This is a genomic window from Streptomyces asoensis (assembly GCF_013085465.1).
Lineage (GTDB): Bacteria > Actinomycetota > Actinomycetes > Streptomycetales > Streptomycetaceae > Streptomyces > Streptomyces cacaoi_A.
Genome location: NZ_CP049838.1, coordinates 8,212,888 through 8,237,647, shown reverse-complemented (window position 1 = coordinate 8,237,647; position 24,760 = coordinate 8,212,888). Strand labels below are relative to the sequence as shown.

17 protein-coding genes and 1 pseudogene are annotated in these 24,760 nt (G+C 70.9%); 12 read left to right on the top strand and 6 right to left on the bottom strand.

Going from position 1 to position 24,760, the window contains the following annotated elements; translation table 11 throughout:
* Positions 1 to 24: 24 nt before the first annotated feature.
* Together G9272_RS36740 and G9272_RS36735 are read right to left on the bottom strand one after the other, a co-directional pair.
* Entirely contained in the window at positions 25 to 1,674 is a 1,650-nt protein-coding gene (locus G9272_RS36740) for a carbamoyltransferase C-terminal domain-containing protein (protein WP_253268058.1), read from the bottom strand.
* A gap of 81 nt (positions 1,675 to 1,755) precedes the next feature.
* On the bottom strand, positions 1,756 to 3,642 hold the full coding sequence (locus G9272_RS36735; RefSeq protein WP_171400524.1) for a condensation domain-containing protein: 1,887 nt from the start codon (positions 3,640 to 3,642) through the stop codon (positions 1,756 to 1,758).
* A 739-nt stretch (positions 3,643 to 4,381) separates the two neighbouring features.
* Between G9272_RS36735 and G9272_RS36730 the strand changes: the two genes are divergently transcribed.
* On the top strand, positions 4,382 to 5,641 hold the full coding sequence (locus G9272_RS36730; protein ID WP_171400523.1) for a L,D-transpeptidase: 1,260 nt from the start codon (positions 4,382 to 4,384) through the stop codon (positions 5,639 to 5,641).
* A gap of 169 nt (positions 5,642 to 5,810) precedes the next feature.
* Positions 5,811 to 7,202 carry a glycoside hydrolase family 16 protein gene (locus G9272_RS36725; RefSeq protein ID WP_171400522.1) on the top strand — a complete coding sequence of 464 codons (1,392 nt, stop codon included), beginning with the start codon at positions 5,811 to 5,813 and terminating at the stop codon, positions 7,200 to 7,202.
* Between the two features lie 82 nt (positions 7,203 to 7,284).
* On the opposite strand, the gene G9272_RS36720 is transcribed toward G9272_RS36725, so the two are convergent.
* Positions 7,285 to 8,241: a LysR family transcriptional regulator gene (locus G9272_RS36720; protein WP_171400520.1), complete on the bottom strand. Its 957-nt coding sequence runs from the start codon at positions 8,239 to 8,241 to the stop codon at positions 7,285 to 7,287.
* Positions 8,242 to 8,440: 199 nt separating this feature from the next.
* Between G9272_RS36720 and G9272_RS36715 the strand changes: the two genes are divergently transcribed.
* Positions 8,441 to 9,352 (top strand): SDR family oxidoreductase, encoded by a 912-nt coding sequence (locus G9272_RS36715; protein ID WP_171400519.1) that lies wholly within the window; start codon positions 8,441 to 8,443, stop codon positions 9,350 to 9,352.
* 33 nt (positions 9,353 to 9,385) lie between these two features.
* Here the strand turns inward: G9272_RS36715 and G9272_RS36710 are convergent, their stop codons facing one another.
* On the bottom strand, positions 9,386 to 10,288 hold the full coding sequence (locus G9272_RS36710; protein WP_054241473.1) for a helix-turn-helix domain-containing protein: 903 nt from the start codon (positions 10,286 to 10,288) through the stop codon (positions 9,386 to 9,388).
* 168 nt (positions 10,289 to 10,456) lie between these two features.
* On the opposite strand from G9272_RS36710, the gene tkt reads away from it, so the two are divergent.
* The 8 genes and pseudogenes from tkt to G9272_RS36670 all read left to right on the top strand — a co-directional run bounded on the left by tkt (position 10,457) and on the right by G9272_RS36670 (position 20,790).
* Positions 10,457 to 12,532, top strand: coding sequence for a transketolase (gene tkt, locus G9272_RS36705; protein ID WP_171400518.1), 2,076 nt, complete (start codon positions 10,457 to 10,459; stop codon positions 12,530 to 12,532).
* 19 nt (positions 12,533 to 12,551) lie between these two features.
* Complete coding sequence (gene tal, locus G9272_RS36700; protein WP_171400517.1) at positions 12,552 to 13,697, top strand: transaldolase; 1,146 nt, start codon at positions 12,552 to 12,554, stop codon at positions 13,695 to 13,697.
* Positions 13,694 to 15,238 carry a glucose-6-phosphate dehydrogenase gene (gene zwf, locus G9272_RS36695; protein ID WP_171400516.1) on the top strand — a complete coding sequence of 515 codons (1,545 nt, stop codon included), beginning with the start codon at positions 13,694 to 13,696 and terminating at the stop codon, positions 15,236 to 15,238. The genes tal and zwf overlap by 4 nt, the downstream gene beginning before the upstream one ends.
* Positions 15,235 to 16,170, top strand: a complete 936-nt coding sequence (opcA, locus tag G9272_RS36690) for a glucose-6-phosphate dehydrogenase assembly protein OpcA (RefSeq protein ID WP_171400515.1) — start codon at positions 15,235 to 15,237, stop codon at positions 16,168 to 16,170. Before zwf ends, opcA begins: the two co-directional genes overlap by 4 nt.
* On the top strand, positions 16,163 to 17,803 hold the full coding sequence (gene pgi / locus G9272_RS36685; RefSeq protein ID WP_171400514.1) for a glucose-6-phosphate isomerase: 1,641 nt from the start codon (positions 16,163 to 16,165) through the stop codon (positions 17,801 to 17,803). The genes opcA and pgi overlap by 8 nt, the downstream gene beginning before the upstream one ends.
* Positions 17,804 to 17,821: 18 nt before the next feature.
* On the top strand, positions 17,822 to 18,703 hold the full coding sequence (gnd, locus tag G9272_RS36680; RefSeq protein WP_171402333.1) for a phosphogluconate dehydrogenase (NAD(+)-dependent, decarboxylating): 882 nt from the start codon (positions 17,822 to 17,824) through the stop codon (positions 18,701 to 18,703).
* 8 nt (positions 18,704 to 18,711) lie between these two features.
* Entirely contained in the window at positions 18,712 to 19,305 is a 594-nt protein-coding gene (locus tag G9272_RS36675; protein WP_171400513.1) for a histidine phosphatase family protein, read from the top strand.
* A 42-nt stretch (positions 19,306 to 19,347) separates the two neighbouring features.
* A pseudogene (locus G9272_RS36670) lies at positions 19,348 to 20,790 on the top strand (membrane-associated oxidoreductase).
* Between the two features lies 1 nt (position 20,791).
* Here G9272_RS36670 and G9272_RS36665 read toward each other — a convergent pair.
* Both G9272_RS36665 and G9272_RS36660 read right to left on the bottom strand, forming a co-directional pair.
* Complete coding sequence (locus tag G9272_RS36665; protein WP_171402332.1) at positions 20,792 to 22,582, bottom strand: bifunctional sugar phosphate isomerase/epimerase/4-hydroxyphenylpyruvate dioxygenase family protein; 1,791 nt, start codon at positions 22,580 to 22,582, stop codon at positions 20,792 to 20,794.
* A 106-nt stretch (positions 22,583 to 22,688) separates the two neighbouring features.
* Positions 22,689 to 23,585 (bottom strand): shikimate dehydrogenase, encoded by an 897-nt coding sequence (locus G9272_RS36660; RefSeq protein WP_171400512.1) that lies wholly within the window; start codon positions 23,583 to 23,585, stop codon positions 22,689 to 22,691.
* Between the two features lie 150 nt (positions 23,586 to 23,735).
* Here G9272_RS36660 and G9272_RS36655 point away from each other — a divergent pair, with 150 nt between their 5' ends.
* Positions 23,736 to 24,407: a TetR/AcrR family transcriptional regulator gene (locus tag G9272_RS36655; RefSeq protein ID WP_171400511.1), complete on the top strand. Its 672-nt coding sequence runs from the start codon at positions 23,736 to 23,738 to the stop codon at positions 24,405 to 24,407.
* Positions 24,408 to 24,760: the final 353 nt, after the last annotated feature.

Genomic DNA, 24,760 nt, shown 5'->3' with positions numbered 1-24,760 from the left:
GCCGGGCACACCGAGCGCCGCTGATCATCGCGACCGGGGCGCCTTCCGGTAGAGCGTCCCGTCCAGGACGAGGAAGTCCAGGTCCATGGAGCGGAACGCCGCGAGGGCGTCGGCTGCGCTGTTGACGATGGGCTCGCCCTTGTCGTTGAAGGACGTGTTGAGGAGTACCGGAGGCGCTCCGCGATCGGCGAGGCGCGCCAGCAGCGCCTCGACCACCGGGGCCGCACCGGGAGCCAGGACCTGCGGGCGGGTGGTGCCGTCGACGTGCACGACACCGGGAGCGACCCGCCGAGCCTCGTCGGTGACGCGGGCCGCGCCGAGCATGTAGCGGCTGAGGTGCTCCTGCCGTTCCCACAGTCTGCTGCCGTACTCGGGGGTGGTGACGCCGGCGAACGGGCGCCACTGCTCGCGGTGCTTGATCCGGTTGACCCGGGTGGACACCTCCACCGAGTCCGGCACCGCGAGGATGGAGCGGTGGCACAGGGCGCGCGGGCCGATCTCGGCCCTTCCCTGGGCGACCGCGCCCACCTGTCCGTCGAGCAGGAGGTCCGTGACCTGATCCGGGTCGAAGTCGGTCCGGAGCAGACCGGACACCTCCGTGTCCGCCACGCCGTGTGCCCGGACGTCCTCGCCCAGATAGGGACTCATCGCCTCGCCCGGCCGACTCGGGGGACACACCGTCCACGCGGCGCCCAGAGCCACTCCGGCGTCGTGCGGGACGGGCGGGACGAACACGGCTCCCGGCAGTATGCCGTTGGCGCTGCAATTGAGTGCCACGCCTCCGGCCAGACAGAGTTCCGGCACGCCCGTCAGTTGTCGGGCCGTGGCGGCGAGGGACGTCACCGCGTCCTCGATCAGGCGCTGCGCGGTGTAGGCGACGAGCACGGCCGCCGGGTCCTCGGTCAGCCGGTGCGCCGGGACGCCGGGTCCGTCGGCCCCGGCGAGCTTGGCGTAGAGATCACGCCAGGAGGACACCGTGGCTCCGTAGTGGCGCCCGATCTCGTCGATCGTCGCGCTGTCGCGGCTCTCCGGCAGCGGGGGGATCGCCGGCCGGAGGTCACCGCCGTCGGTGTCGACCAGTGTCTCCACGGAAAGCCCCAGCGCCCGTCCGTAGGCGGCCAGCCCCATGGTCTTGCCGGCGTTCAGGTGGTGGAAGCCGAGCCACTCCGAGGCGCCGTCGTACGCGTACCCCAGGGAGGCGGTGCGCGGCCAGTCGCGCTTCGGTTCGGGCTCGCGGCCGTAGGAGAACGACCAGATACTGGTCGACTCGTTCTCGCCGTTTCCGTCGATGACCAGTACGCCCGCCTCGGAGAACGGCGAAGCGTAGAAGGCGGACGCGGCATGCGCCCGGTGATGGGGGACGCGGACGATCTCGGGAAGCCGTCCGGGGAAGTCGAGGCCGGTGGCGTGCGTGGCCAGCTCGCGCTCGTCCGCGAAGAACCCTGGGAACATCTGGTCGATGTTCCAGCCGATGGCGATCACGTCGACGTCGTCGATCGTGATTCCCGCCTGCTCGAGACAGAACCGCGCGGCCCCGACGGGTTTGTTGAAACCGTCACCGATCGCATGGCGGACTCTGTTGTGGCGCTCCTGCTCGGAGTAGGCGATGACGTTTCCGCCGCCGTCCACGATGCAGGCGGCCGCGTCGTGCCAGCCGGCGGGTGGGGCGTTCACACCAAGGATCCACATCTCGGTTCTCCCATGGCTCGTCGGAGGGGAACAGGGGGTTGTGACCCGGGAACCGGAGCCGTTCGCTCATTCCCGGGCGAGCACCTGGCTCGGCGGTCGCAGCAGCGCGAGCGCGCGCAAGCTGCACGGCCGCAGGAAGTCACCGGCGACGAAGCCCTCCACACCCTGCTGCCGCAATCGGGCGAGAACCACGGGGACGCGCCTCAGCAGGCCGCCGGCCTCCACATAGCTGAGGGACATGTCCACGCCGTCAAGGTCGTTGGCCGCCTCCACCGACGCCCTGACGGCTCGTTCCACCGCGTTCTCCACGGCCTCCCGGGCGATCCGCTCCCGGGCCCCGGCGCGCTCCGAGACGACGACGCGCTCGGGCACCAGCAGGGCACGCCGGAAGTCCAGGTGCGCCAGGAGGAACTCGCGGAGTTCGGCCGACGTCGGGCCCCCGGGACGGGTGTCGACGTAGGCGGCCGTCGTCCCGTCCGGCTCCACGCGCGCACTCGCGGTGGCCACCCCCTCATGGCTGCGCAGAATGTCCTCGGTGAGCCCGCGGTGGAACCACGATCCCCCGCGGGAGATCCAGCCCTCGCCGACGGGCCGTGGCGTCAGACCGCTCGCCCGCCGTGCCTCGGCCGCCGACAGGTCGCCGGCCGACGCGAGTTCCACGAGGATCGCCTCGATACCCCGGGTGATGCCGACGACCTCGGGCTCGGCGAGGATCGCCTCGTGCGCCGCGAGGAAGATCTCGGGGCAGCCCCGCTCTCCCACGGACAGGGACATGTACAGGTTGAAGTCGTCGTAGTGTTCCTCGGGTCCCGTCTCCACCGTCACCGAACTGCCGCGGAGCAGCCCCCGCAGATCGGCGGCGGCCGGTTCGGGCGCCGGACGGGACCATGCCGCGTCCGGGTCGGGCCCGAGGTTCACGAAGAGGGCGGATCGGCGCCATGTGCCGCGCTGACGGTTGATCAAGGAGTCCGCCTGCAAGAGGGCGTAGACATCGTATTGACTGTGCCGCGCGCACAGCCGCATCGCCTCGTGGGTCCTGTGCACGGCCTCTTCGAAGGAGGGGGCGTCCGAGAGGTCGATGTTCAGGATGATGTCCCGCATCACCGACGCGACGAGTCTCCTCGTACGCTCGGGCTCGCGTGCCGGCCAGGTGTACGACACAGGGATGACCGGCTGCCGGCAGACGGCGGCGAGGCAGACGGTCAGAGCCGTGAGGAATACCGGCGCCAGCGGCAGACGGTGCTTGCGGTGAATGACGTGGAGGGCCTCCCCGAGCGCCGGCGACAGCAGTCGCGCCCTCGTGTAGCGGACCCGCTCCGGTATGACGGCGGTGGGGAAGACACCCGCCGGTGCGGCGGAGATGACGCTCCGCCAGTGTTCGAGACACCTGCCGTCGTCGGCGGCCGCTTCCGCCAGGGCATGGTCGAGCGGCTGGCATTCGACGGGCGGAAGCGCCACGGGTCGGCCTGACGCCGCCGCCAGCAGGACCTCGGTGAGCTCTTCGCGAAGGACCTCCTGTCCCCGGTAGTCGATCGCGATGTGGGCGATGACCAGCAGGAGTTGCCGACGCCCCTCGTCCCGCAGGATCACAGCGGCCCGCAGGGGCATCGCGGTGAACACGTCGAACGGGGCATCGCAGAAGGCGTCCAGTCCCGCGGTCCGGGGGTGGTCACCGGAGAGGTCGAACCGCCGCAGGGGGACGGGAGCCGGAGGCCGGACCAGCTGTGTCGGATCTCCCTTGGCGTCGGCGGGGAAAATCGTCCGCAGCACCTCGTGCCGCTCCACCATGAGGTCGACGGCCCCACCGGCGTCCTCCAAGGGCAGACCGGCGGGCAGATCCAGCCACAGGCACTGACGTGGGTGACGTGCCCTTCCGTGCTTCCGGTAGTACAGCCATTCCTGCTGGGCTATGCCGTACTGGAGGGGGCCGTGCCGGACGGGGGTGTCAGTCATCGTGGTCTCCATGCCTCGTCGCGCGGTCTGCGAGGACGGTGCGAGCGAGGTGCGTGGGTTCGAGGCACCGTAAGGCGTTCGCTCGCCGCGGGGGCCACACGGAGCGACTGCCGACGGCGGCCCCGCGGTGGGCGGGGGCGCCCTCCGCCCGGCCGTCCCGCGGCGGATGTGTCCCCGGCCCACCGGTCGAGCCGCCGGACCACTCGGGCGGGCGCCGCGGGTTCCCCGCGAGGGTCCGCGGCGCGCGGCACACCTCCGGCGCGGCTCCACAGGGGAGGCGTCTCCCGCTCTTGCGCGGCCTCATCCCTGCACAGGTGAGTGAGGCTGTCCCGGCGTGCTCGCGGGAGGGCACCCGATCGTCCACCGTCGCCCGGCACCCGTACGTCCGGACCGGACACTTCCTTGGACCATGGGCTCCACACCTCAGTGAGTTGTCACGGCCGTACAAGATCGAGCGCCATGTAGCCTGACACACTCACGAGGGGCCCACAAGCGCTTTCTACCGTAGGAAACAGACACCGCGGTGAGTGCGGCCGCCCGGCGACACACAGGGGCCCGGTCCGTCCGTGACACTCCCCCACCCGCGTGCGGCGGGCCGTGAGCGGGACGTGATCGCGGCAGGTCGGCGCGAGCACATCCTCACGGAAATCTCAGTCTGCGCAGCACTCTTCCAAAGGATCGCCCCATCTGGAAGGCGCAGGATGCAGGCGCAAAGGTGGACAACTCAGGAAGGCGTGCCGTGGGCGTCTCGCACATATCGAACCGGTCCGAACAGCAGCCGGGGGGCTGGTCCCGGCGCGGGATCCTGGGCGTGCTCGGGGCCGTCCCGGCCGTCGCACTGACGGGGTGCAGCTCCGGGTCGGCGGACGCCTCGGAGAACACGACGACCGGGACCGGGACGTCGGGTTCCGCGTCCACGAAGGCCTCGCCGGCCGCCAAGCAGCCGGTGATCTCAGTCACTCCCGCCGACGGCACCAAGAAGGCGGCCTTCACCAGCCCCGTCGAGGTGACCGTGACCGACGGCACGCTCGCCTCCGTGAAGGTGACGGGCAACGACGGCTCGACGCTCGCGGGCTCCCTCGACGAGGCCGGGACCACGTGGACATCCACGGCCAACCCGTACTCCGGGACGAAGTACACGGTCACCGCCCAGGTGGAGGGCGCCGCCGCGCAGACGGCCACCTTCACCACCAAGTCCCCGGGCGAGACCTTCGTCGGCTACTTCACCCCCGAGGCGAACTCCACCTCCGGCGTGGGCATGCCGGTCTCGATCAACTTCTCGCACGCCGTGTCCGACAAGGCCGCCGTGGAGAAGGCGATCACGGTGACCGCCGAGCCGGCCGTGGAGATCGTCGGGCACTGGTTCAGCGACACCCGGCTGGACTTCCGGCCGAAGACGTACTGGGCGGCCGGCACGACGATCACCCTCGGTCTGCGGTTGAAGGACGTCGAGGGAACGAATGGTGTATACGGTATGCAGTCGAAGGACGTCACGTTCCACATCGGCCGCGCACAGATCAGCACCGTGGATCTGTCCAGCAAGGAGATGGTGGTCGAGCGGGACGGCGCGACCCTGGCCACCTACCCCGTCTCCGGCGGCGACTCCGACCACACCACCTGGTCCGGGATCATGGTGATCAGCGAGCGGTTCAAGCAGACCCGGATGGAGTCCTCCACGGTCGGCCTCGGCGACGAGTACGACATCTCCGACGTCCCGCACGCCCAGCGCCTGACCACCTCCGGCACCTTCATCCACGGCAACTACTGGGCCTCGACCTCGATATTCGGCAGCCGGAACACCAGCCACGGCTGCGTCGGCCTGCACGACACCAAGGGCGCGAACGACAGCTCCGTCGCGGGCTACGAGTTCTACGCGAGTTCGATGCTCGGCGACGTGGTGATCGTCAAGAACTCCGGCGAGAAGACCGTCGACGCGGCCAACGGCCTCAACGGCTGGAACCTCTCCTGGGCGGACTGGACGGCGGGCAGCGCGCTTTAGCACGTTTGCGTGGTTCAAGCCGTGAACTTCCTTTCCACGAAAGGACTTTCCTTGCTTTAAGTCTTGACGGCCTCCGGGACGGAGAGCACATTGGGCCCACTTTGAGAGCGCTCTCAAACACTCTCGAAGTCACCCGCGCCCATCACTCCGTACCCGAGAGGCACCCGCCATGAGTGCAACCTCCGGCATACCCAGACGGCGACGCGCGCTCGTCGCCGTGCTCAGCACCCTCGGCCTGGCCGCCGCCGCCGCGGCGGCCGTCACCCTGCCCGCGAACGCCTCCGCGCCCACGCCCCCGACCGGCTGGACGCAGGTCTTCGTCGACGACTTCACCGGCGCCGCGGGCACCGGGGTGAACACCTCCAACTGGCAGTACAGCACCGGGACTTCGTATCCGGGCGGGCCTGCCAACTGGGGCACCGGCGAGGTCGAGACCATGACCAACAGCACCAGCAACGTCTCGCTCGACGGCAACGGCAACCTGCGCATCACCCCGCTGCGCGACTCCGCGGGCCGCTGGACCTCGGGCCGCATCGAGACCAACCGCACCGACTTCCAGCCCCCGTCCGGCGGCAAGCTGCGGGTGGAGGCCCGCATCCAGATGCCGAACGTGACCGGCACGGCGGCCGAGGGCTACTGGCCCGCGTTCTGGGCGCTCGGCGCGCCCTACCGCGGCAACTACCAGAACTGGCCGGGCGTCGGTGAGCTGGACATCATGGAGAACGTCCAGGGCCTGAACAAGGTCTGGTCGACGATGCACTGCGGCACCAACCCGGGCGGCCCGTGCAACGAGACCACCGGCATCGGCAACTCCGTCGCGTGTCCGAACACCACCTGCCAGTCCGGCTTCCACACCTACAGCATGGAGTGGGACCGCTCGGTGAGCCCCGAGGCGATCCGGTTCTACGTCGACGGCGTCAATTACCACACCGTCACGGCGAACCAGGTCGACGCGACGACATGGACCAACGCGACGAACCACGGCTACTTCGTGATCCTGAACGTCGCGATGGGCGGCGGCTTCCCGGACGCCTTCGGCGGCGGTCTGGACGGCGACACCCAGCCGGGCCACCCGATGGTGGTGGACTATGTGCAGGTGCTCCAGGCCGCGGGCGGTGGGAGCGGTACCACGCCCCCGCCGTCCGGCAGCCGTGACGCCTACGGCACGATCCAGGCCGAGTCGTACGACAGCCACTCCGGCACGGTCGCCGAGACGACCACCGACACGGGCGGCGGCCAGGACATCGGCTCCCTCGCGAACGGCGACTACGCGCTCTACAAGGGCGTCACCTTCGGTTCCACGGCGGCGACCCAGTTCAGCGCACGGGTCGCCAGTGGTGCGGCCGGTGGGGTCAGCGGACTGGTCGAGGTGCGCCTCGACAGCCGTACCGCCACGCCCGTCGGCAGCTTCGCGGTGGCCAACACCGGTGGCTGGCAGTCGTGGCGGACGATCCCGGCGAACATCAGCTCCGTCACCGGCACCCACGACGTCTATCTGACCTTCACCAGCGGCCAGCCGGCGGACTTCGTGAACGTCAACTGGTTCACCTTCGGCCACTGACCGACGGCCGCGCGGCGCTGGGCGGTCGACCTGTGCGCAGAGGTCGACTCCCGGCGCCGCGTGTGCGACGAGCGCGACGCGTTCAGTGGCCGGCCCGCTCCGGTGGCACGAAGCCGCCCGTGAGGTGTGTCCTGGCGGCCTTGCGGAAGGCGGTCACCAGGCGGCCGCGGTCGTCGGCGCGGGTCGCCAGGACGACATGGCTCGGCTCGACGCCGACGAGGGGAACACTGGTGAGGTCGGGACGGAGGGCGAATCCGGAGGCGGCCGCCGACACCAGCACCGTCTGTCCCGCCGCGACGAGTTCGAACTTGTCCTCGACCTCGTCCACGTACGGCCCGTCCGGCACCGGGAGCCCGTCGGGGCGCGGTTCGAGGCGCCAGAACGCGCTCCAGGCAGGGTCCGAGCCCCTCACCCGGGGCATGGGTTCGCCGGCCAGATCGTCGACGGTGACGGACTCCTTGCCGGCCAGCCGGTGGTCGAGGGGGACGACCAGCACACGGGGCTCGTCGTAGAGGACGGTGACGTGCAGCCCGTCCGTCGGGAACGGCAGCCGGGCGACCATGGCGTCCACCCTGCGGTCGAGCAGGGCCTGGCGGGACTCGTGCCACGTCAGGTGCAGGCTGCGGACGTCGGCGTCGGGGTGCCTGCGGCGCAGCTCGCGTACGGCGGGGGTGACGATGATCGCCGTCAGGTAGCCGACGACGATCCGGCTGGGCTCGGCGGCGGCGCGGGCCCGGGCGGTGGCCTCGGCGGCCGAGCCCAGCAGCGCCCTGGCGCGGGGCAGGAACACCTCCCCCGCCTCCGTGAGCCGCGTGCCCCGTGGGGTGCGGTCCAGCAGACGTACGCCCAACTGCTGCTCCAGACGCTGCACTTGGCGGCTCAGCGACGGCTGGGTGAGGTGCAGGGCGTGGGCGGCGCGACCGAAGTGCCCGTGCTCGGCGACGACGGTGAAGTAGCGCACCAGCCGCAGGTCGAGATCGGTCATCTGGGCGGGGACGGGATCGGGTTCGGGTTCGGGTTCTCGGGCACGGTCGGGCATGCGGCAAGGGTATCCGCCCGGTCATAGGCCGGTCGGGCAACAGTGGAGCCTGACCTGGGGTGATGCCTAGAACGTATTGCGCCATGCGGAACAGGCCTTGGACCTGGACGGCTCCCCCTGCCGACGATGGAGCCATCGCCCGGCTCTGGCCCGGCGGCCTTGCCGAAACCCCTTGCCGACATCCCTCGAGGAGTGCACTGTGCGCGTTTTCATCACCGGAGCGACCGGTTTCATCGGTTCCGCCGTCGTCCGGGAGCTCATCGGCGCCGGACACCAGGTCGTGGGTGTCGCCCGCTCGGACGCGGGCGCCGCGTTCCTCGCCTCCGCCGGGGCCGAGGTGTACCGCGGTGACCTCACCGACCCCGACGGGCTGCGGGGCGGGGCGGCCACCGCCGACGGCGTGATCCACCTGGCCTTCCAGCACGACTTCGCGGACTTCGAGGCCTCCGCCCGCACGGAACGGCGGGCCATCGAGAGGCTGGGCGAGGAGCTCTCGGACTCCGGCCGGCCCTTCGTCGTGACCTCCGGCACCGCGGGCCTGCCGCCGGGCCGGGTGGGCACCGAGGACGACGGGTTCGTCGACGACTCGCCCGCGGCGGCGCGGATGCCCAACGAGGCGGCGGCCCTCTCGCTCGCCGAGCGCGGCGTGCGGGTCAGCGCGGTCCGCCTGTCGCCCTCGGTGCACGGCGTGGGCGACCACGGCTTCGTGCCGCGGCTGATCGACCTCGCCCGCGAGCGGGGCGTCTCGGCGTACGTCGGCGACGGCGCCAACCGCTGGCCCGCCGTGCACCGGCTCGACGCGGCCCGGCTGTACCGGCTGGCCCTGGAGTCGGCCCCGGCGGGCAGCCGTCTGCACGGCGTCGACGACGAGAACGTGCCGTTCCGCGACATCGCCGCCGCCATCGGCCGTCATCTGGACCTGCCGGTCACCGCGATCCCGGCCGCCGAGGCGGGCGCCCACTTCGGCTGGCTCGGCGGGCTCGTCGGCCGGGACATCCCCGCGTCCAGCGCCGTGACCCGCAAGCTGCTGGACTGGCAGCCCGAACAGCCCGGTCTCCTCGCGGACCTGGACGAGGGCCACTACTTCGAGCAGGGTGCCGCCCGGGTCTGACACCCGCTTCGGTCCAAGCACACCCCGGTCGCCTCAGCGCAGTTCCGCGCGAAAGGCCACCGGGGTGTTTCCCGTGTGCAGTTGGAAGAACTTGGAGAAGTTCGCCGGGTCGGGGAAGCCCACCGCCGCACCGACCCGGCCGATCGGCAGGTCCGTGTGGGCCAGGAGCCGCTTCGCCTCCAGGACGACCCGCTTGTCGATGAAGCCCTTGGGCGTCTCGCCGGTGGCGGCGCGGACCGCGCGCACGAGGGTACGGCGGGAGTAACCGAGCGCGTCGGCGTAGGCGCTGACACTGTGGTTGGTGGCGAAGTCCCGCTCCACGGCGTCCCGGAAGAGCGTGAACGTGGTGTCGGCCCGGCTGCGCGCCGCCTCCGCGCTGCTCGCCGCGAGGTGCGCCAGCCGCAGCAGGAACGCGGTGAGGGAATGCCGCAGCACCGCCGTGTGCAGACTCAGGGGCAGCGTGCCGTCGGCACCGCCGTCGTCGTACTCACCGCGCAGATACGTCAGTGCCGCGCGCAGGCCCGCGAGCTGCGGCGCGTCCGGGTGCAGCAGCGGCGGCAGGTCGTAGCGGTACAGCCCCGCGGCCTCGACGGTGGCACGCGGCAGAAAGCCGGGCTGCATGGTCAGGACCGTTCCGCGGTACTCGCTCGACTTCGAGAAACGGTGGACCTGGCCCGGGCGGATCCACAGCACGTCGCCGGCCGTCGCCTCGTGCTCGGCGAAGTCGATCATGTGGCGGACGGGACCGTCGTCGAAGAGCATCACCACGTGGAAGTCGATGCGGTGCACACGGTCCAGCGGCGCGTCGGTGTGCCAGGTGCGACCGGTGCCCATGGGGCCCACCTGCATGCCGACGCCGCCGACGCTGAGTTCGACGGGAAAGGGAAAGGTTCTGATGCCCTCACCGGCGCCGTCTTGGGTACTTGTGTCCACCATGTCCTTCTCGCACCGCCCAGTTGCCGCTCCATGGCGCTCATGTGTCGCCGGCGGGTGTCCCACTTTCACCACAGGCTGACACAGGGAGACCTTCCTTCGTAAAAGTCAGACTTTTAGGTTTGAACACAACAGAGCAGATGACCCGCTCCTATCGAGGATTTCTTGAAGATGAGCACGCAGACACCGAACAACTTCGAGTGGACCGAACTTGACCGGCGTGCCGTCGACACCGCGCGCCTTCTGGCAGCGGATGCCGTGCAGCAGGTGGGCAACGGCCACCCGGGAACCGCCATGAGTTTGGCCCCCGTCGCGTACACGATCTTTCAGAAGGTGATGCGACACGACCCGGCGGACCCCGAGTGGACGGGCCGTGACCGCTTCGTCCTGTCCCCCGGCCACACCTCGCTGACCCTCTACACCCAGCTCTTCCTCTCCGGCTACGAGCTGGAGCTGGCGGACCTCAAGAGCTTCCGTACGCACGGCTCGAAGACGCCCGGTCATCCCGAGTACGGGCACACCGCCGGTGTCGAGACCACCACCGGACCGCTCGGCCAGGGCGTCGCCAACGCCGTCGGCATGGCGATGGCCGCCCGCTACGAGCGCGGCCTGTTCGATCCCGACGCCCCGCAGGGCGAGTCGCCGTTCGATCACACCGTCTGGGGCATCGTCTCCGACGGCGACCTGGAGGAAGGCGTCTCCGCCGAGGCCTCCTCCCTCGCCGGCCACCAGAAGCTCGGCAACCTCGTCTTCGTCTACGACGACAACCACATCTCCATCGAGGGCGACACCGCCACCGCCTTCTCCGAGGACGTGCTGAAGCGGTACGAGGCCTACGGCTGGCACACGCAGCGCGTCGAGCCGACCGAGGCCGGCGACGTCGACGTCCCCGCCCTGTACGCGGCCCTGGAGGCGGCGCGGGCCGAGACCGGGCGCCCGTCGATCATCTCGCTGCGCACGATCATCGCCTGGCCCGCGCCGAACGCCCGGAACACCGAGGCCTCCCACGGCTCGGCCCTCGGCGCGGAGGAGATCGCCGCCACCAAGCGTCTCCTCGGCTTCGACCCGGAGCGCAGCTTCGAGGTCTCCGACGAGGTCCTCGCGCACACCCGCGCCGCCCTCGACCGGGGCGCCGAGGCCCACGCGGCCTGGGACAAGCAGCTGGAGAAGTGGCGCGGCGCCGACCCCGCGCGCGCCCAGCTGTTCGACCGGGTCCTCGCAGGTCAGCTGCCCGAGGGCTGGGAGGACGCGCTGCCGGTGTTCGAGCCCGGCAAGGCGGTCGCCACCCGCGCCGCCTCCGGCAGGGTGCTCCAGTCGCTCGGGGCGGTCCTGCCCGAGCTGTGGGGCGGCTCCGCGGACCTGGCAGGTTCCAACAACACCACCATCGACAAGACCTCCTCCTTCCTCCCCGAGGGCAACCCGCTGCCCGAGGCGAGCCCGTACGGCCGCACGGTCCACTTCGGTATCCGCGAGTTCTCGATGGCCGCCGAGATGAACGGCATCGCCCTGCACGGCAACACCCGCATCTACGGCGGCACCTTCCTGGTGTTCTCCGACTACATGCGCAACGCCGTCCGGATGTCGGCGCTGATGCAGCTGCCGGTGACGTACGTGTGGACGCACGACTCCGTCGGCCTCGGCGAGGACGGCCCGACCCACCAGCCGGTGGAGCACCTGGCCTCGCTGCGTGCCGTCCCGGGCCTGAACGTCGTCCGCCCGGCCGACGCCAACGAGACGGCGATCGCCTGGGCCGAGATCCTTAAGCGGCACGCCACCCGGCCTGCCCCGCACGGTCTGGTCCTCACGCGTCAGGGCGTTCCGACCTACGCGCCGAACCCGGACGCGGCGAAGGGCGGTTACGTCCTGGTGGAGTCCTCGACCGCGACCCCCGAGGTCGTCCTCGTCGCCACCGGCTCCGAGGTGCAGCTGGCCGTCGCCGCGCGCGAGGCGCTGGAGGCCGAGGGGATCGGCGTCCGGGTGGTGTCGATGCCGTCCGTGGAGTGGTTCGAGGAGCAGCCGCGCGAGTACCGCGACCGTGTCCTGCCGCCGTCGGTGAAGGCCCGCGTCGCGGTCGAGGCGGGCATCGGCCTCACCTGGTACCGGTTCGTGGGGGACGCCGGACGCATCGTCTCCCTCGAGCACTTCGGCGCCTCCGCCGACGCTCAGACCCTGTTCACCGAGTACGGCTTCACCGCCGAGAACGTCGCCGCCGCGGCCAGGGAATCCCTCGCCGCAGCGCGTGGTTGATCCGACCGCCAGAAAGAAGATGATCGAAGTGACCGAAGCAACCGCGATCGCGGGAGCACTGGACCGCCTGTCGAACGAGGGCGTCTCCATCTGGCTGGACGACCTGTCGCGCAAGCGGATCGTCTCCGGCAACCTCGCCGAACTCGTCGAGACGAAGAACGTCGTCGGCGTCACCACCAACCCGTCCATCTTCCAGGCCGCGATCGGCTCCGGTGAGGGGTACGAGGAGCAGCTCGCCGACCTGGCGGTGCGGGGCGTCACGGTGGACGAGGCCGTACGGATGATGACGACGGCCGATGTGCGTGCCGCAGCCGATATCCTGCATTCTGTATACACAACGACGGGTGGTCGTGACGGCCGGGTCTCCATCGAGGTCGACCCCCGTCTGGCCCATCGGACCGCCGCCACCATCGCCGAGGCCAAGCAGCTCGCCTGGCTCGTCGACCGCCCCAACGTCATGATCAAGATCCCGGCGACGCGGGCCGGTCTCCCGGCGATCACCGAGGTCGTCGGCCTCGGCATCAGCGTCAACGTCACGCTGATCTTCTCGCTGGAGCGCTACCGCGAGGTCATCGACGCCTATCTGGCGGGCCTCGAGAAGGCCGCCGCCAAGGGCCTTGACCTCTCCACGATCCACTCGGTGGCCTCCTTCTTCGTCTCCCGCGTCGACTCCGAGATCGACAAGCGGCTGACCGTGCTCGGCACCGACGCGGCTCTCGCGCTGAAGGGAAGGGCGGCGCTCGCCAACGCGCGGCTGGCCTACGAGGCCTACGAGGAGGTCTTCGCGGGCGACCGCTGGACCGCGCTCGCCGGCGCCGGGGCGAACAAGCAGCGTCCGCTGTGGGCATCCACCGGTGTGAAGGATCCTGCATACAAGGACACGCTGTATGTAGACGATCTGGTCGCACCGGGCACGGTCAACACCATGCCCGAGGCCACGCTGAACGCCACCGCCGACCACGGCGACATCACGGGTGACACGGTCACCGGCGGCTACGCCCAGGCGCATGCCGACCTCGCCGCCGTCGAGGCGCTCGGCATCTCCTACGACGAGGTCGTCACCCGGTTGGAGGACGAGGGTGTCGCCAAGTTCGCGGTGGCGTGGCAGGACCTTCTGGACGCGGTCACGAAGTCGCTGATGAGCAAGGGAGTTGACGCGGAATGAGCACCAGCAGTCTCGGCGCGGCCTGGGAGAACCCCCTGAGGGACGCCCGTGACCGGCGCCTGCCCCTCATCGCGGGCCCCTCCGGCCTCGTCATCTTCGGCGTGACCGGCGACCTGTCCCGCAAGAAGCTGATGCCGGCGGTCTACGACCTCGCCAACCGCGGTCTGCTCCCGCCGGGCTTCTCGCTCGTCGGCTTCGCCCGCCGCGACTGGGCGGACCAGGACTTCGCGCAGGTCGTCCACGACGCGGTGCGCGAGCACTCCCGGACGCCGTTCCGCGAGGAGGTCTGGCAGCAGCTCGCCGAGGGCATGCGGTTCGTCCCCGGCGACTTCGACGACGACACGGCGTTCAAGCAGCTGCGGGACGCCGTCGAGGAGCTGGACTCCTCCCGCGGCACGGGCGGCAACTTCGCCTTCTATCTCTCCGTACCGCCGAAGTTCTTCCCCAAGGTCGTCGAGCAGCTCAAGAAGCACGGGCTGGCGAAGGGGCCGGAGGGGTCCTGGCGGCGGGCGGTCATCGAGAAGCCCTTCGGGCACGACCTCGCCAGCGCGCAGGAACTGAACGCGGTCGTGCACGACGTGTTCGAGCCGGACCAGGTCTTCCGCATCGACCACTACCTCGGCAAGGAGACCGTCCAGAACATCCTGGCGCTCCGCTTCGCCAACACCATGTTCGAGCCGATCTGGAACCGGTCGTACGTCGACCACGTGCAGATCACCATGGCCGAGGACATCGGCATCGGCGGCCGGGCCGGCTACTACGACGGCATCGGCGCCGCCCGTGACGTCATCCAGAACCACCTGCTCCAGCTCATGGCCCTCACGGCCATGGAGGAGCCGGCCGCCTTCGACGCGAACGCGCTGCTCACCGAGAAGCTCAAGGTGCTCAAGGCGGTGAAGGTGCCCGACGAGCTGGGCAAGCACACCGTGCGGGGACAGTACGCGGGCGCCTGGCAGGGCGGCGAGAAGGTGCTCGGCTACCTGGAGGAGGACGGCATCGACCCGGTCTCCACGACGGACACGTACGCCGCCGTGAAGCTGAACGTCGACAACCGCCGCTGGGCGGGCGTGCCGTTCTACCTGCGGACCGGCAAGCGCCTCGGCCGCCGGGTCACCGAGATCGCGGTGGTCTTCCAGCGCGCTCCCCACTCCCCCTTCGACTCCACCGCGACCGAGGAGCTCGGCCAGAACGCCATCGTCATCCGCGTCCAGCCCGACGAGGGCATCACGGTGCGGTTCGGCTCCAAGGTGCCGGGCACCTCGATGGAGATCCGGGACGTCACGATGGACTTCGCCTACGGCGAGTCCTTCACGGAGTCCAGCCCGGAGGCGTACGAGCGCCTCATCCTGGACGTGCTGCTCGGCGACGCCAACCTGTTCCCCCGCCACCAGGAAGTGGAAGAGTCCTGGAAGATCCTCGACCCGATCGAGGAGTACTGGGCACGGCACGGCAAGCCCGCGCAGTACGCCTCGGGCAGCTGGGGACCCGAGGAAGCCGACGAGATGCTCGCACGAGACGGACGGAGCTGGCGCAGGCCATGAAGATCGACCTGACCGACACCACGGCAAGCAAGATCAACAAGGCGCTGGTGCAGGGTCGCCGCGCCATCGGCACACCGGCCGTGGGCATGGTCCTGACGATGGTCATCGTCACGGACGAGGAGAACGCCTACGACTCGATCAAGGCGGCCGAGGAGGCCTCGCACGAGCACCCCTCGCGCACCCTGGTCGTCATCAAGCGGCACGCCCGCAGCCCGCGCGACCGCACCAACGCCCACCTCGACGCCGAGGTCCGGGTGGGTGCCGACGCGGGCACCGGCGAGACCGTCATCCTGCGGACCTACGGCGAGGTGTCCGACCACGCCGACTCCGTCGTCCTGCCGCTGCTGCTGCCGGACGCGCCGGTCGTCGTGTGGTGGCCGGTGGACGCGCCGATGAACCCCGCCAAGGACCCGCTGGGCGCTCTCGCGCAGCGCAGGATCACCGACATGTACGCCGTCGAGCGGCCGCTGACGGCCCTGGAGGCGCGCGTGAAGTCGTACGCGCCCGGCGACACCGACCTCGCCTGGACCCGGCTCACCCCGTGGCGCTCGATGCTCGCGGCGGCCCTGGACCAGGCCCAGGTGCCGATCACCTCGGCGGCCGTCGAGAGCGAGGCCGACAACCCCAGCGCCGAGCTGCTCGCGCGCTGGCTGGAGGCCCGGCTGAACGTCGTGGTCGACCGGGTCGTCACCGCGGGACCCGTCGTCACGGCCGTCCGGCTCGGCACCGGGAACGGCGAGATCGTCATCGACCGCCCCGAGGGCCCGCTCGCCACGCTCACGCTGCCCGGCCAGCCCTCGCGCACCCTCGCGCTGAAGGTCCGGGCCACCTCCGAACTCATCGCCGAGGAGCTCAGGCGCCTCGACGCGGACGAGATGTACGCCGTCGCCCTGCGCGGCGAGGGCACCAAGGAGACCCCCTCCCATGTCTGACACCCCCCGGCTCGACCAGCGGCCCGAGTGGACCGCGCTGAAGGACCACCGCGCCCGGTGGCAGGCCCACCTGCGGGAGCTGTTCGCGGCGGACCCGGAGCGCGCGGAGCGGTACGTGGTGCGCGTCGGCGACCTGCGCATCGACTTCTCCAAGAACCTGGTCACCGACGAGACGCTCGCCCTGCTGCGTGAACTCGCCGCCGCCACCGACGTGTTCGGGCTGCGCGACGCCATGTTCCGCGGCGACAGGATCAACATCACCGAGGACCGCGCGGTCCTGCACACCGCGCTGCGGGCCCCCGCGGACGCCGTCGTCGAGGTCGACGGCGAGAACGTCGTCCCCCAGGTCCACGCCGTGCTGGGCCGGATGAGCGGCTTCGCCGAGCGGGTGCGCTCCGGTGAGTGGACCGGTCACACGGGCCGCCGTATCCGCAATGTCGTCAACATCGGCATCGGCGGCTCCGACCTGGGTCCCGCGATGGCCTACGAGGCACTGCGGGCCTACACCGACCGCTCGCTGACCTTCCGGTTCGTCTCCAACGTCGACGGCGCCGATCTCCACGAAGCGGTCCACGACCTGGATCCCGCCGAGACGCTGTTCATCGTCGCCTCCAAGACCTTCACCACGATCGAGACGATCACCAACGCCACCTCGGCCCGCACCTGGCTCCTGGAGGGGCTGGGCGGCGAGGAGAAGGCGGTCGCCCAGCACTTCGTCGCGCTGTCCACGAACGGCGAGAAGGTCGCCGACTTCGGCATCGACACGGCCAACATGTTCGAGTTCTGGGACTGGGTCGGCGGTCGTTACTCCTTCGACTCGGCGATCGGCCTGTCGCTGATGATCGCCATCGGCCCGGAGCGGTTCCGGGAGCTGCTCGACGGGTTCAGGATCGTCGACGACCACTTCCGCACCGCGCCCGCCGAGTCCAACGCACCTTTGATCCTCGGCCTGTTGGGCATCTGGTACGGCAACTTCTTCGACGCGCAGTCGCACGCCGTACTCCCCTACAGCCACTACCTCTCGAAGTTCACCGCCTACCTCCAGCAGCTCGACATGGAGTCCAACGGCAAGTCGGTGGACCGCGAGGGCCGGCCCGTGCAGTGGCAGACCGGCCCGGTGGTGTGGGGCACTCCGGGCACCAACGGGCAGCACGCCTACTACCAGTTGATCCACCAGGGCACGAAGCTGATCCCGGCCGACCTGATCGGCTTCGCCCGGCCGCTGGACGAGCTGAGCGGTGAACTCAAGGCGCAGCACGACCTGTTGATGGCCAACCTGTTCGCGCAGGGGCAGGCCCTCGCCTTCGGCAAGACCGCCGAGGAGGTCCGGTCGGAGGGTGTGCCGGAGGAGCAGGTGGCGCACCGCACCTTCCAGGGCAACCACCCCACCACCACGATCCTCAGCCCCGAGCTGACCCCGTCGGTGCTCGGTCAGCTCATCGCGCTCTACGAGCACAAGGTGTTCGTGCAGGGCGCGGTGTGGGACATCGACTCCTTCGACCAGTGGGGCGTGGAGCTCGGCAAGGTGCTCGCCAAGCGTGTCGAACCCGCCCTCACCGAGGGTGCCGAGGTGCCCGGCCTCGATCCCTCCACCGCCGCTCTCGTCGCCGCCTACCGCGAACTCAGGAAGTAGTGAACTGACATGACATCGATACAGCTGGGCCTGATCGGTCTCGGCAAGATGGGCGGCAACATGCGCGAGCGCATCCGCCGCGCCGGCCACACCGTCATTGGCTACGACCGCAACCCCGAGGTCTCCGACGTCAGCGGGCTGGCCGAACTCGTCGACAAGCTCGAAGCGCCGCGCACCGTCTGGGTGATGGTCCCGGCCGGCGCGGCCACCCAGTCCGTCATCGACGAGCTCGGCGGCCTGCTCCAGCCCGGCGACACCGTCGTCGACGGCGGCAACTCCCGCTGGACGGACGACGAGAAGCACGCCGAGGAGCTCGGCGCCAAGGGCATCGGCTTCGTCGACGCCGGGGTGTCCGGCGGCGTCTGGGGCCTCCAGAACGGCTACGCCCTGATGGTCGGCGGCGAGGCCGAGCACGTCGCCAAGGTGCAGCCGATCTTCGACGCGCTCAAGCCGGAGGGCCCGTACGGCTACGTCCACGCGGGCAAGGTCGGTGCCGGGCACTTCTCCAAGATGGTCCACAACGGCATCGAGTACGCCATGATGCAGGCGTACGCCGAGGGCTGGGAGCTCCTCGAGAAGGTGGACTCCGTGGAGAACGTGCGCGAGGTCTTCCGGTCCTGGCAGGAGGGGACCGTCATCCGGTCCTGGCTGCTCGACCTGGCCGTCAACGCCCTCGACGAGGACGTGCACCTCGACAAGCTGCGCGGCTACGCGGAGGACTCCGGCGAGGGCCGGTGGACGGTCGAGGCCGCGATCGACAACGCCGTACCGCTGCCCGCCATCACGGCGTCCCTCTTCGCCCGGTTCGCCTCCCGCCAGGAGGACTCGCCGCAGATGAAGATGATCGCGGCGCTGCGCAACCAGTTCGGCGGCCACGCCGTCGAGTCGGCGAAGAAGTAGGCCCGGCCGTGGGGGATCTGCTGCTGGTCCGCCACGGGGAGACGGAGTGGAGCGTGTCGGGACAGCACACCAGCTTCACCGACCTGCCCCTCACCGAACACGGTGAGGAACAGGCCAAGTCGCTCGCTCCGCTCCTCTCCGGCCGGACCCTCTCGCTCGCCCTGACCAGCCCGCTGCACCGCGCGACACGCACCGCCGAACTCGCCGGCATCACCGGCGCCCGGCCCGAACCCGACCTGCACGAATGGGACTACGGCGACTACGAGGGCGTCACCACCGACGAGATACACCGCACCCGTCCCACCTGGGACCTGTGGACCGACGGCGTACCGCCCGGCCCGGACGGTCACCCCGGCGAGTCGCCCGAGGAGATCGGACGGCGCGCCGACCGGGTGCTGGCCCGGGTGGACACCGCGCTGGCACGCGACGACGGTGACGTCGTCCTCGTCGCCCACTCCCATTTCCTGCGGGTGCTGACGGCCCGTCGGCTCGGACTGCCGCCCGCCGAGGGGCGGTTGTTCCAGCTGGCCACGGCCACGATGAGCCGTCTGTCGACGGAGCACGGGCGGCCCGTGATCGCCGAATGGAACGTACGGGCATAGCCGGTTGACACCGCTCGGCAAGGCCCGCCAGAGTCGCGGCTGATGGAGATCAACGATCTGACACCGGCCGAACAGCGACTCTGGCGGGCCTTCGCCACGGGGGAGACCGTGGACTTCCGGGCACAGGGCGAGGAGAACGGTCCCGAACGCAGCGTGCGGGCACCCGTGTTGCGGGCGCTGCTCCTCAACGGCCCCCGTGAACCGGGGGAGATAGCCGCCCTCAAGGTCGCCGGCGCGCGCGTCACCGGACTCCTCGACCTGCGGTACGCGGTCGTCGACAGCATGATCCGCCTGGTCCACTGCCGCTTCGACGAGGCCCCGCGGCTGGTCGGCGCCCAGCTCAACTACGTCAGCCTGCGCGACTCCGAGCTGCCCGGTCTGGACGCGTCGCACACCCGGATCGACGGGGGGCTACGGCTGACCCGCTGCCGTGTCGGCGGCCCGGTGCACCTCAGCAGGGCGCAGATCTCGGGCGCGTTGTACCTCGACGGGGCGGAGGTCGCCGCGACGGACCCCACGGAACCCGTCCTCCAGCTCAACCAGGTCTTCATCGACGACGACCTCTGCGCCCGCGGTCTGCGCACCCAGGGGCTGATCCGGCTCGACGGCGCTTCCGTCACCGGCTCGATCGACCTGGAGGACGCCGAACTGAACAACCCCGGCGCGCATGTGCTGAACGCGGAGTCCCTCGACGTGGGGGCCAACCTGCTGGGCCGGCGGCTGCGCGCGGACGGCCGGATCGATCTGCGCGGCTCGCGCATCCCCGGCCGGGTGGACCTGCTGCGCAGCTCGCTGTCCAACCCCGGCGGCACCGCACTGCGGGCCAGCAGCTGTGTCATAGGGGAGCTCTGGCTGCGCGAGGGCACGCCGATCGAGGGCCGGCTCAATCTGCGGCGCGCCGAGGTGGGCCAGCTCCAGCTGTCGCCGGAGATGCTGCCCGACCAGGTGCGGCTGCTGGATCTCACCTACACCTTCCTGACCCCGCACGAGCCCGCCGAGCGGCGGCTGCCGATGCTGGAGCGCGACGACGGCGCGTTCGACCCGCACGCCTACGAGCAGTTGACGGCCGCCTACCGCCGCATCGGCGACGACCGGGCGGCCCGGGTGGTGCAGCTGGCCAAGCAGCGCCGGCATCGCGGCACCCTGCCCTGGTACGGCCGGGTGTGAGGCCACCTCCAGGACGCGGCCGTCGGCTACGGGTTCCGCCCGCTGCGCGCGGCCGTCTGGCTGCTGTCCCTGCTCGCCGTCGGCTCGATCGCGTACGCCGGGCACCACCCGCCCCCGCTCAAGGCGGGCGAGGCACCCGAGTTCAACCCGGTCTTCTACACCCTCGACCTGCTGCTGCCCGTGATCTCCTTCGGGCAGGAGAGCGCGTTCGCGCCGAGGGACTGGTACCAGACGCTGTCGTACGTCCTCATCGTGACCGGCTGGATCCTGGCCACGACGGTCGTCGCCGGTGTGACCAGGACGGTCAGCCGGCAGTAGGTCAGCGCGCGGCGTGCTGGGCGGCCAGCCGCACCGGCGCGTTGGCGGCGCCGTACCCCTGGTAGCCGCCGTCGCGCTGGACGAGTTCGAGGAAGACCCGGCCGACGGTGTGCGTGTAGCAGTGCCGAAAGACGCCGTGCGCGTCCCGGTCGTAGAGGATGCCGAGGTCACGGTAGGTCTCCAGCTCGCCGTCGGCGAACTCGAAGCGGGCCGCGAGGTCGTCGTAGTAGTTCGCGGGGATGGGCAGCAGGCGTCCGCCGGCCTCGGTGAACCGGCGGGCCGCGGCGACCACGTCGTCGGTGGCCAGCGCGATGTGCCGGGCGTGCGCGGTGTCGTCGCCGGGGGCCGCGCCGACGGTGAGCGGGAAGCGGACGCTGCCGTCGGCGTTGGTGACGGCGCGGCTGCGCAGCAGCCCGTAGGGGTCGGCGACGTCGACGCTCTCCTGGGCGTCGAGGCCGAGGACACCACGGTGGAAGAGCACCGCCTCGTCGAAGTGGTGCCAGGGCTGGGTGAGCGCCACGTGGTCGATGCGGACGGCGTCCGAGGCGGCCGGGGCGTGCGGTACGTCCGCGAAGTCGGCTCGCCAGTTGGGCAGTCCGGGCCGGTTCGTCGCACACAGGAAGAGTTCCGTGCCGTCGGGGGCGGCGACGGCGTCGAGCGGGGCGTCCTCGGCGGCGCGACGGCGGGGCAGGACGGGGGCGAGCAGCGCCTCGGCGCGGCGGGCGGCCGCCGCCGGGTCCGGTGACTCCAGGCCGAGCGCGGTGAGACTGGTGCCGTCACGGCGGGCCGCCGGACCGGTGTTGACCAGGACGCGGGCCTCGCCCTGCTCCCACAGCTCGACCGGCTTGCCGCGGTGGCGGGCGGTGCGGGCGAAGCCGAGGCCGGCGAGGAGGGCGGCGACGGGCTCGGCGTCGTGGGTGACCAGTTCGGCGAAGGCGACCCCGGTGGGGGCGGCGGGCTCGGGCAGGGCTCGGATACCGACCTCCTCCTGGAGGATCAGCAGGGAGCGGCGGGCGTCCACTGCGGTCGGGCCGGCCTCGGCCTGCCGGAAGACGTCGTTGAAGACCTCGAGCGAGAGCGGTCCGTCGTAACCGGTGCGCAGCACGTGTTTCACCAGCCCGGCGACGTCGAAGCCGCCCTGGCCGGGGAAGCAGCGGTGGTGGCGGCTCCACTGGAGGACGTCCATGCCGAGGAGCGGGGCGTCGGCCAGCTGGAGGAAGAAGATCTTCTCGCCGGGGATGTCCTCGATGCCTTCGAGGTCCTTCGGATCGGAGCTGCGGGACAGGATGTGGAAGCTGTCCAGGCAGGTGCCGAGCGCGGGGTGGCCGGCCGCCTCGACGATGCGCCAGGCGTGGTCGTAGGTGCTGACGTGGCGTCCCCAGGCAAGCGCCTCGTAGGCGACGCGGATGCCGAAGTCCTGTGCCAGGTCGGCGAGTTGGCTCAGCTGCCCGGCGGCGAGGGCGTCGTCGTCCGCCGCGAGCGGGGAGACGCTGGAGCAGACCAGGACGGTGTCCGCGCCGAGCCTGTCCATCAGCTCGAACTTGTGCCGGGCGCGGCGCAGGTTGCGCGCGAACTCCTCGGCCGGCACCGCCTCGATGTCCCGCATCGGCTGGTAGAGATCGATGGTGAGGCCGAGATCGGCGCAGCGGGCGCGGATCTCCTCCGGGGTGAGGGGGCTCGCGAGCAGGTCGTTCTCGAAGATCTCGACGCCGTCGAAACCGGCCCGGGCGGCGGCCGTGAGCTTCTCGGTGAGGGATCCGCTGAGGGAGACGGTGGCTATGGACGTACGCACGGTCATGCTCCTTCGAGGGCTGTGCCGCACCCCGTCAGGGGTGCGGGGCGTGACATCCTGCGGCTCCGCCGCACGGGCGCGGCCGGCCACGGACGGCCCGCGGCTGTCATACGGGGTGGCCCGCGGAGCGCTCCGCACCACGGACCATGTCCGCGAAGTCGGCCAGCATGCCGACGCTGTCCGGCTCGCGGCCGGTGAACAGACGGAAAGCGTCCACGGCCTGGAAGACGGCCATGCCGCCCCCGTCCAGCGTCGCGCAGCCGACCGCGCGCGCGGTGCGCAGCAGCTCGGTCTCCAGTGGACGGTAGACGACCTCGGCGACCCACAGGTCGGGGCGCAGCAGCCCGGCCGGGAAGGGCAGGCCGGGGTGGGCGGCCATGCCGGTGGGGGTGGCGTGCACGACGCCGTCGGCCCGCGCGAGCAGATCGGCCAGCCGGTCCGGCCCGGCGGCCGCGGCCCGGCCGGGTCCGAAGTGACGGTTGAGGGAACCGGCCAGATCAGCGGCCCGGTCGGCCAGCGCGTCCACGACGGTGACCTGGCCGGCGCCCAGGGTGAGGGTGGCGTGCGCGACGGCCGCGCCCGCGCCTCCGGCGCCCAGCTGCACCACCCGCTCCAGCGGCACGTCGGGCAGCCCGCGCGCGAAGGAGGCGGCGAAACCGGTTACGTCGGTGTTGTGGCCGACGGCCCGGCCCTCCTCGAAGACCACGGTGTTGACCGCGCCGAGCGCCTCGGCCTGCGGGGCGAGCGCGTCGAGGTGCGGGATGACCAGCTGCTTGCACGGGTGCGTGATGTTGAGTCCGTCGAAGCCGAGGTCACGGGCGGCGCGCACCAGGTCGCCCACCGCCTCGGGCCCAAGACCCAGCACGTCGATGTCGATGAGCCGGTACAGGTACCGCAGGCCCTGCCGGTCGGCCTCCCGCTCGTGCAGCGCCGGGCTGAGGGACGGACCGATGCCGGAGCCGATCAGTCCGACGAGATACGAGTCCTTGAAGACGACGGCCACGGCGGACCTCCTGATCGGCTGGCTAATGTACGAACTGGTGAGTTAGTCATAACACCCAGGCGGACTCCGAGGGAAGCCCTCTCACGTCACGGGACGGGGGCGGGCTTCTAGAATCTCGACACTGCACCCACGCCGCCCGAAGGAACCCGGATGACCAGCGTCGACGAACCGGCACGACCCCACGGCAACGGGCGCATGCGCGACGCCGCCCGAACCCGGGCCGAGATCCTCGACGTGGCGACACTGGAGTTCGCCCGGGTCGGCTACGCCGGCGCCCGGGTCGACGACATCGCCGCCCGCACCAGCACCACGAAGCGGATGATCTATTACTACTTCGGCGGCAAGGAGCAGCTCTTCACCGCCGTCCTGGAGCGGGCGTACGGCGTGATCCGCGAGGCCGAGCAGCAGCTCGACGTCGAGCATCTCGACCCGGTCGCGGCCATCCGCCGACTGGCGGAGCTGACCTTCGACCACCACGAGCAGCACCCCGACTTCATCCGCCTGGTGAGCATCGAGAACATCCACGAGGCCGAGCACATCGCCGCCTCCGAGAAGCTCGGGCGGATCGGCTCCCCCGCGCTCGACGTGATCGGCCGCATCCTGGCCTCCGGGCGGGAGTCCGGCCTGTTCACGGCCGAGGTGGACGCCGTGGACCTGCACGCGATGATCAGCTCCTTCTGCTTCTTCCGGGTGGCCAACCGGCACACGTTCGGCGCCCTGTTCGGCCGCGACCTGGTCGACCCGGCCCAGCGTGAGCACTACCGCGCCATGCTCGGCGACATGGTGATCGCCTATCTGACGGCGGAGCGCGCGACGGACTGATCGGGGACCGACCCGGCGGGCCGACCCGGCCGGCCGGTGCCGCAGGCCGGTGCGCCAGACCGGCCAGACCGGCCGGTGCGGCCGGTGCGGCCGGTACGGCCGGTACGGCCGAGGACCCTCCGGCGCGCCGTCCCGACGGGCTCACCCCGGAGCGCCGACCCGGCGTGCCGAGCGGCGCCGACCGGGCGGCACGGTCCCGGTGGAACTACGTGGGGCCTCCGTCAAAGATCCTTCGGTGCCGCCTATTGACAGCGGAGAAACATCAGCGCAACATCCGTAGCCATCCGCTACTAACTACCCAGTGGGTTAATTAGCCGGGCACGCACCCGGCGCAGCCGCCCCGCACCCCAGGG

What these genes read in the sequence shown, in the direction of transcription:
- zwf (WP_171400516.1), top strand. Translation starts at nt 13,694, where the DNA reads ATGAGCACCAGCAGTCTCGGCGCGGCCTGGGAGAACCCCCTGAGGGAC.
- tal (WP_171400517.1), top strand. Translation starts at nt 12,552, where the DNA reads ATGATCGAAGTGACCGAAGCAACCGCGATCGCGGGAGCACTGGACCGC.
- tkt (WP_171400518.1), top strand. Translation starts at nt 10,457, where the DNA reads ATGAGCACGCAGACACCGAACAACTTCGAGTGGACCGAACTTGACCGG.
- G9272_RS36710 (WP_054241473.1), bottom strand. Translation starts at nt 10,288, where the DNA reads ATGGTGGACACAAGTACCCAAGACGGCGCCGGTGAGGGCATCAGAACC.
- G9272_RS36725 (WP_171400522.1), top strand. Translation starts at nt 5,811, where the DNA reads ATGAGTGCAACCTCCGGCATACCCAGACGGCGACGCGCGCTCGTCGCC.
- pgi (WP_171400514.1), top strand. Translation starts at nt 16,163, where the DNA reads ATGTCTGACACCCCCCGGCTCGACCAGCGGCCCGAGTGGACCGCGCTG.
- G9272_RS36735 (WP_171400524.1), bottom strand. Translation starts at nt 3,642, where the DNA reads ATGACTGACACCCCCGTCCGGCACGGCCCCCTCCAGTACGGCATAGCC.
- G9272_RS36655 (WP_171400511.1), top strand. Translation starts at nt 23,736, where the DNA reads ATGACCAGCGTCGACGAACCGGCACGACCCCACGGCAACGGGCGCATG.
- G9272_RS36720 (WP_171400520.1), bottom strand. Translation starts at nt 8,241, where the DNA reads ATGCCCGACCGTGCCCGAGAACCCGAACCCGAACCCGATCCCGTCCCC.
- opcA (WP_171400515.1), top strand. Translation starts at nt 15,235, where the DNA reads ATGAAGATCGACCTGACCGACACCACGGCAAGCAAGATCAACAAGGCG.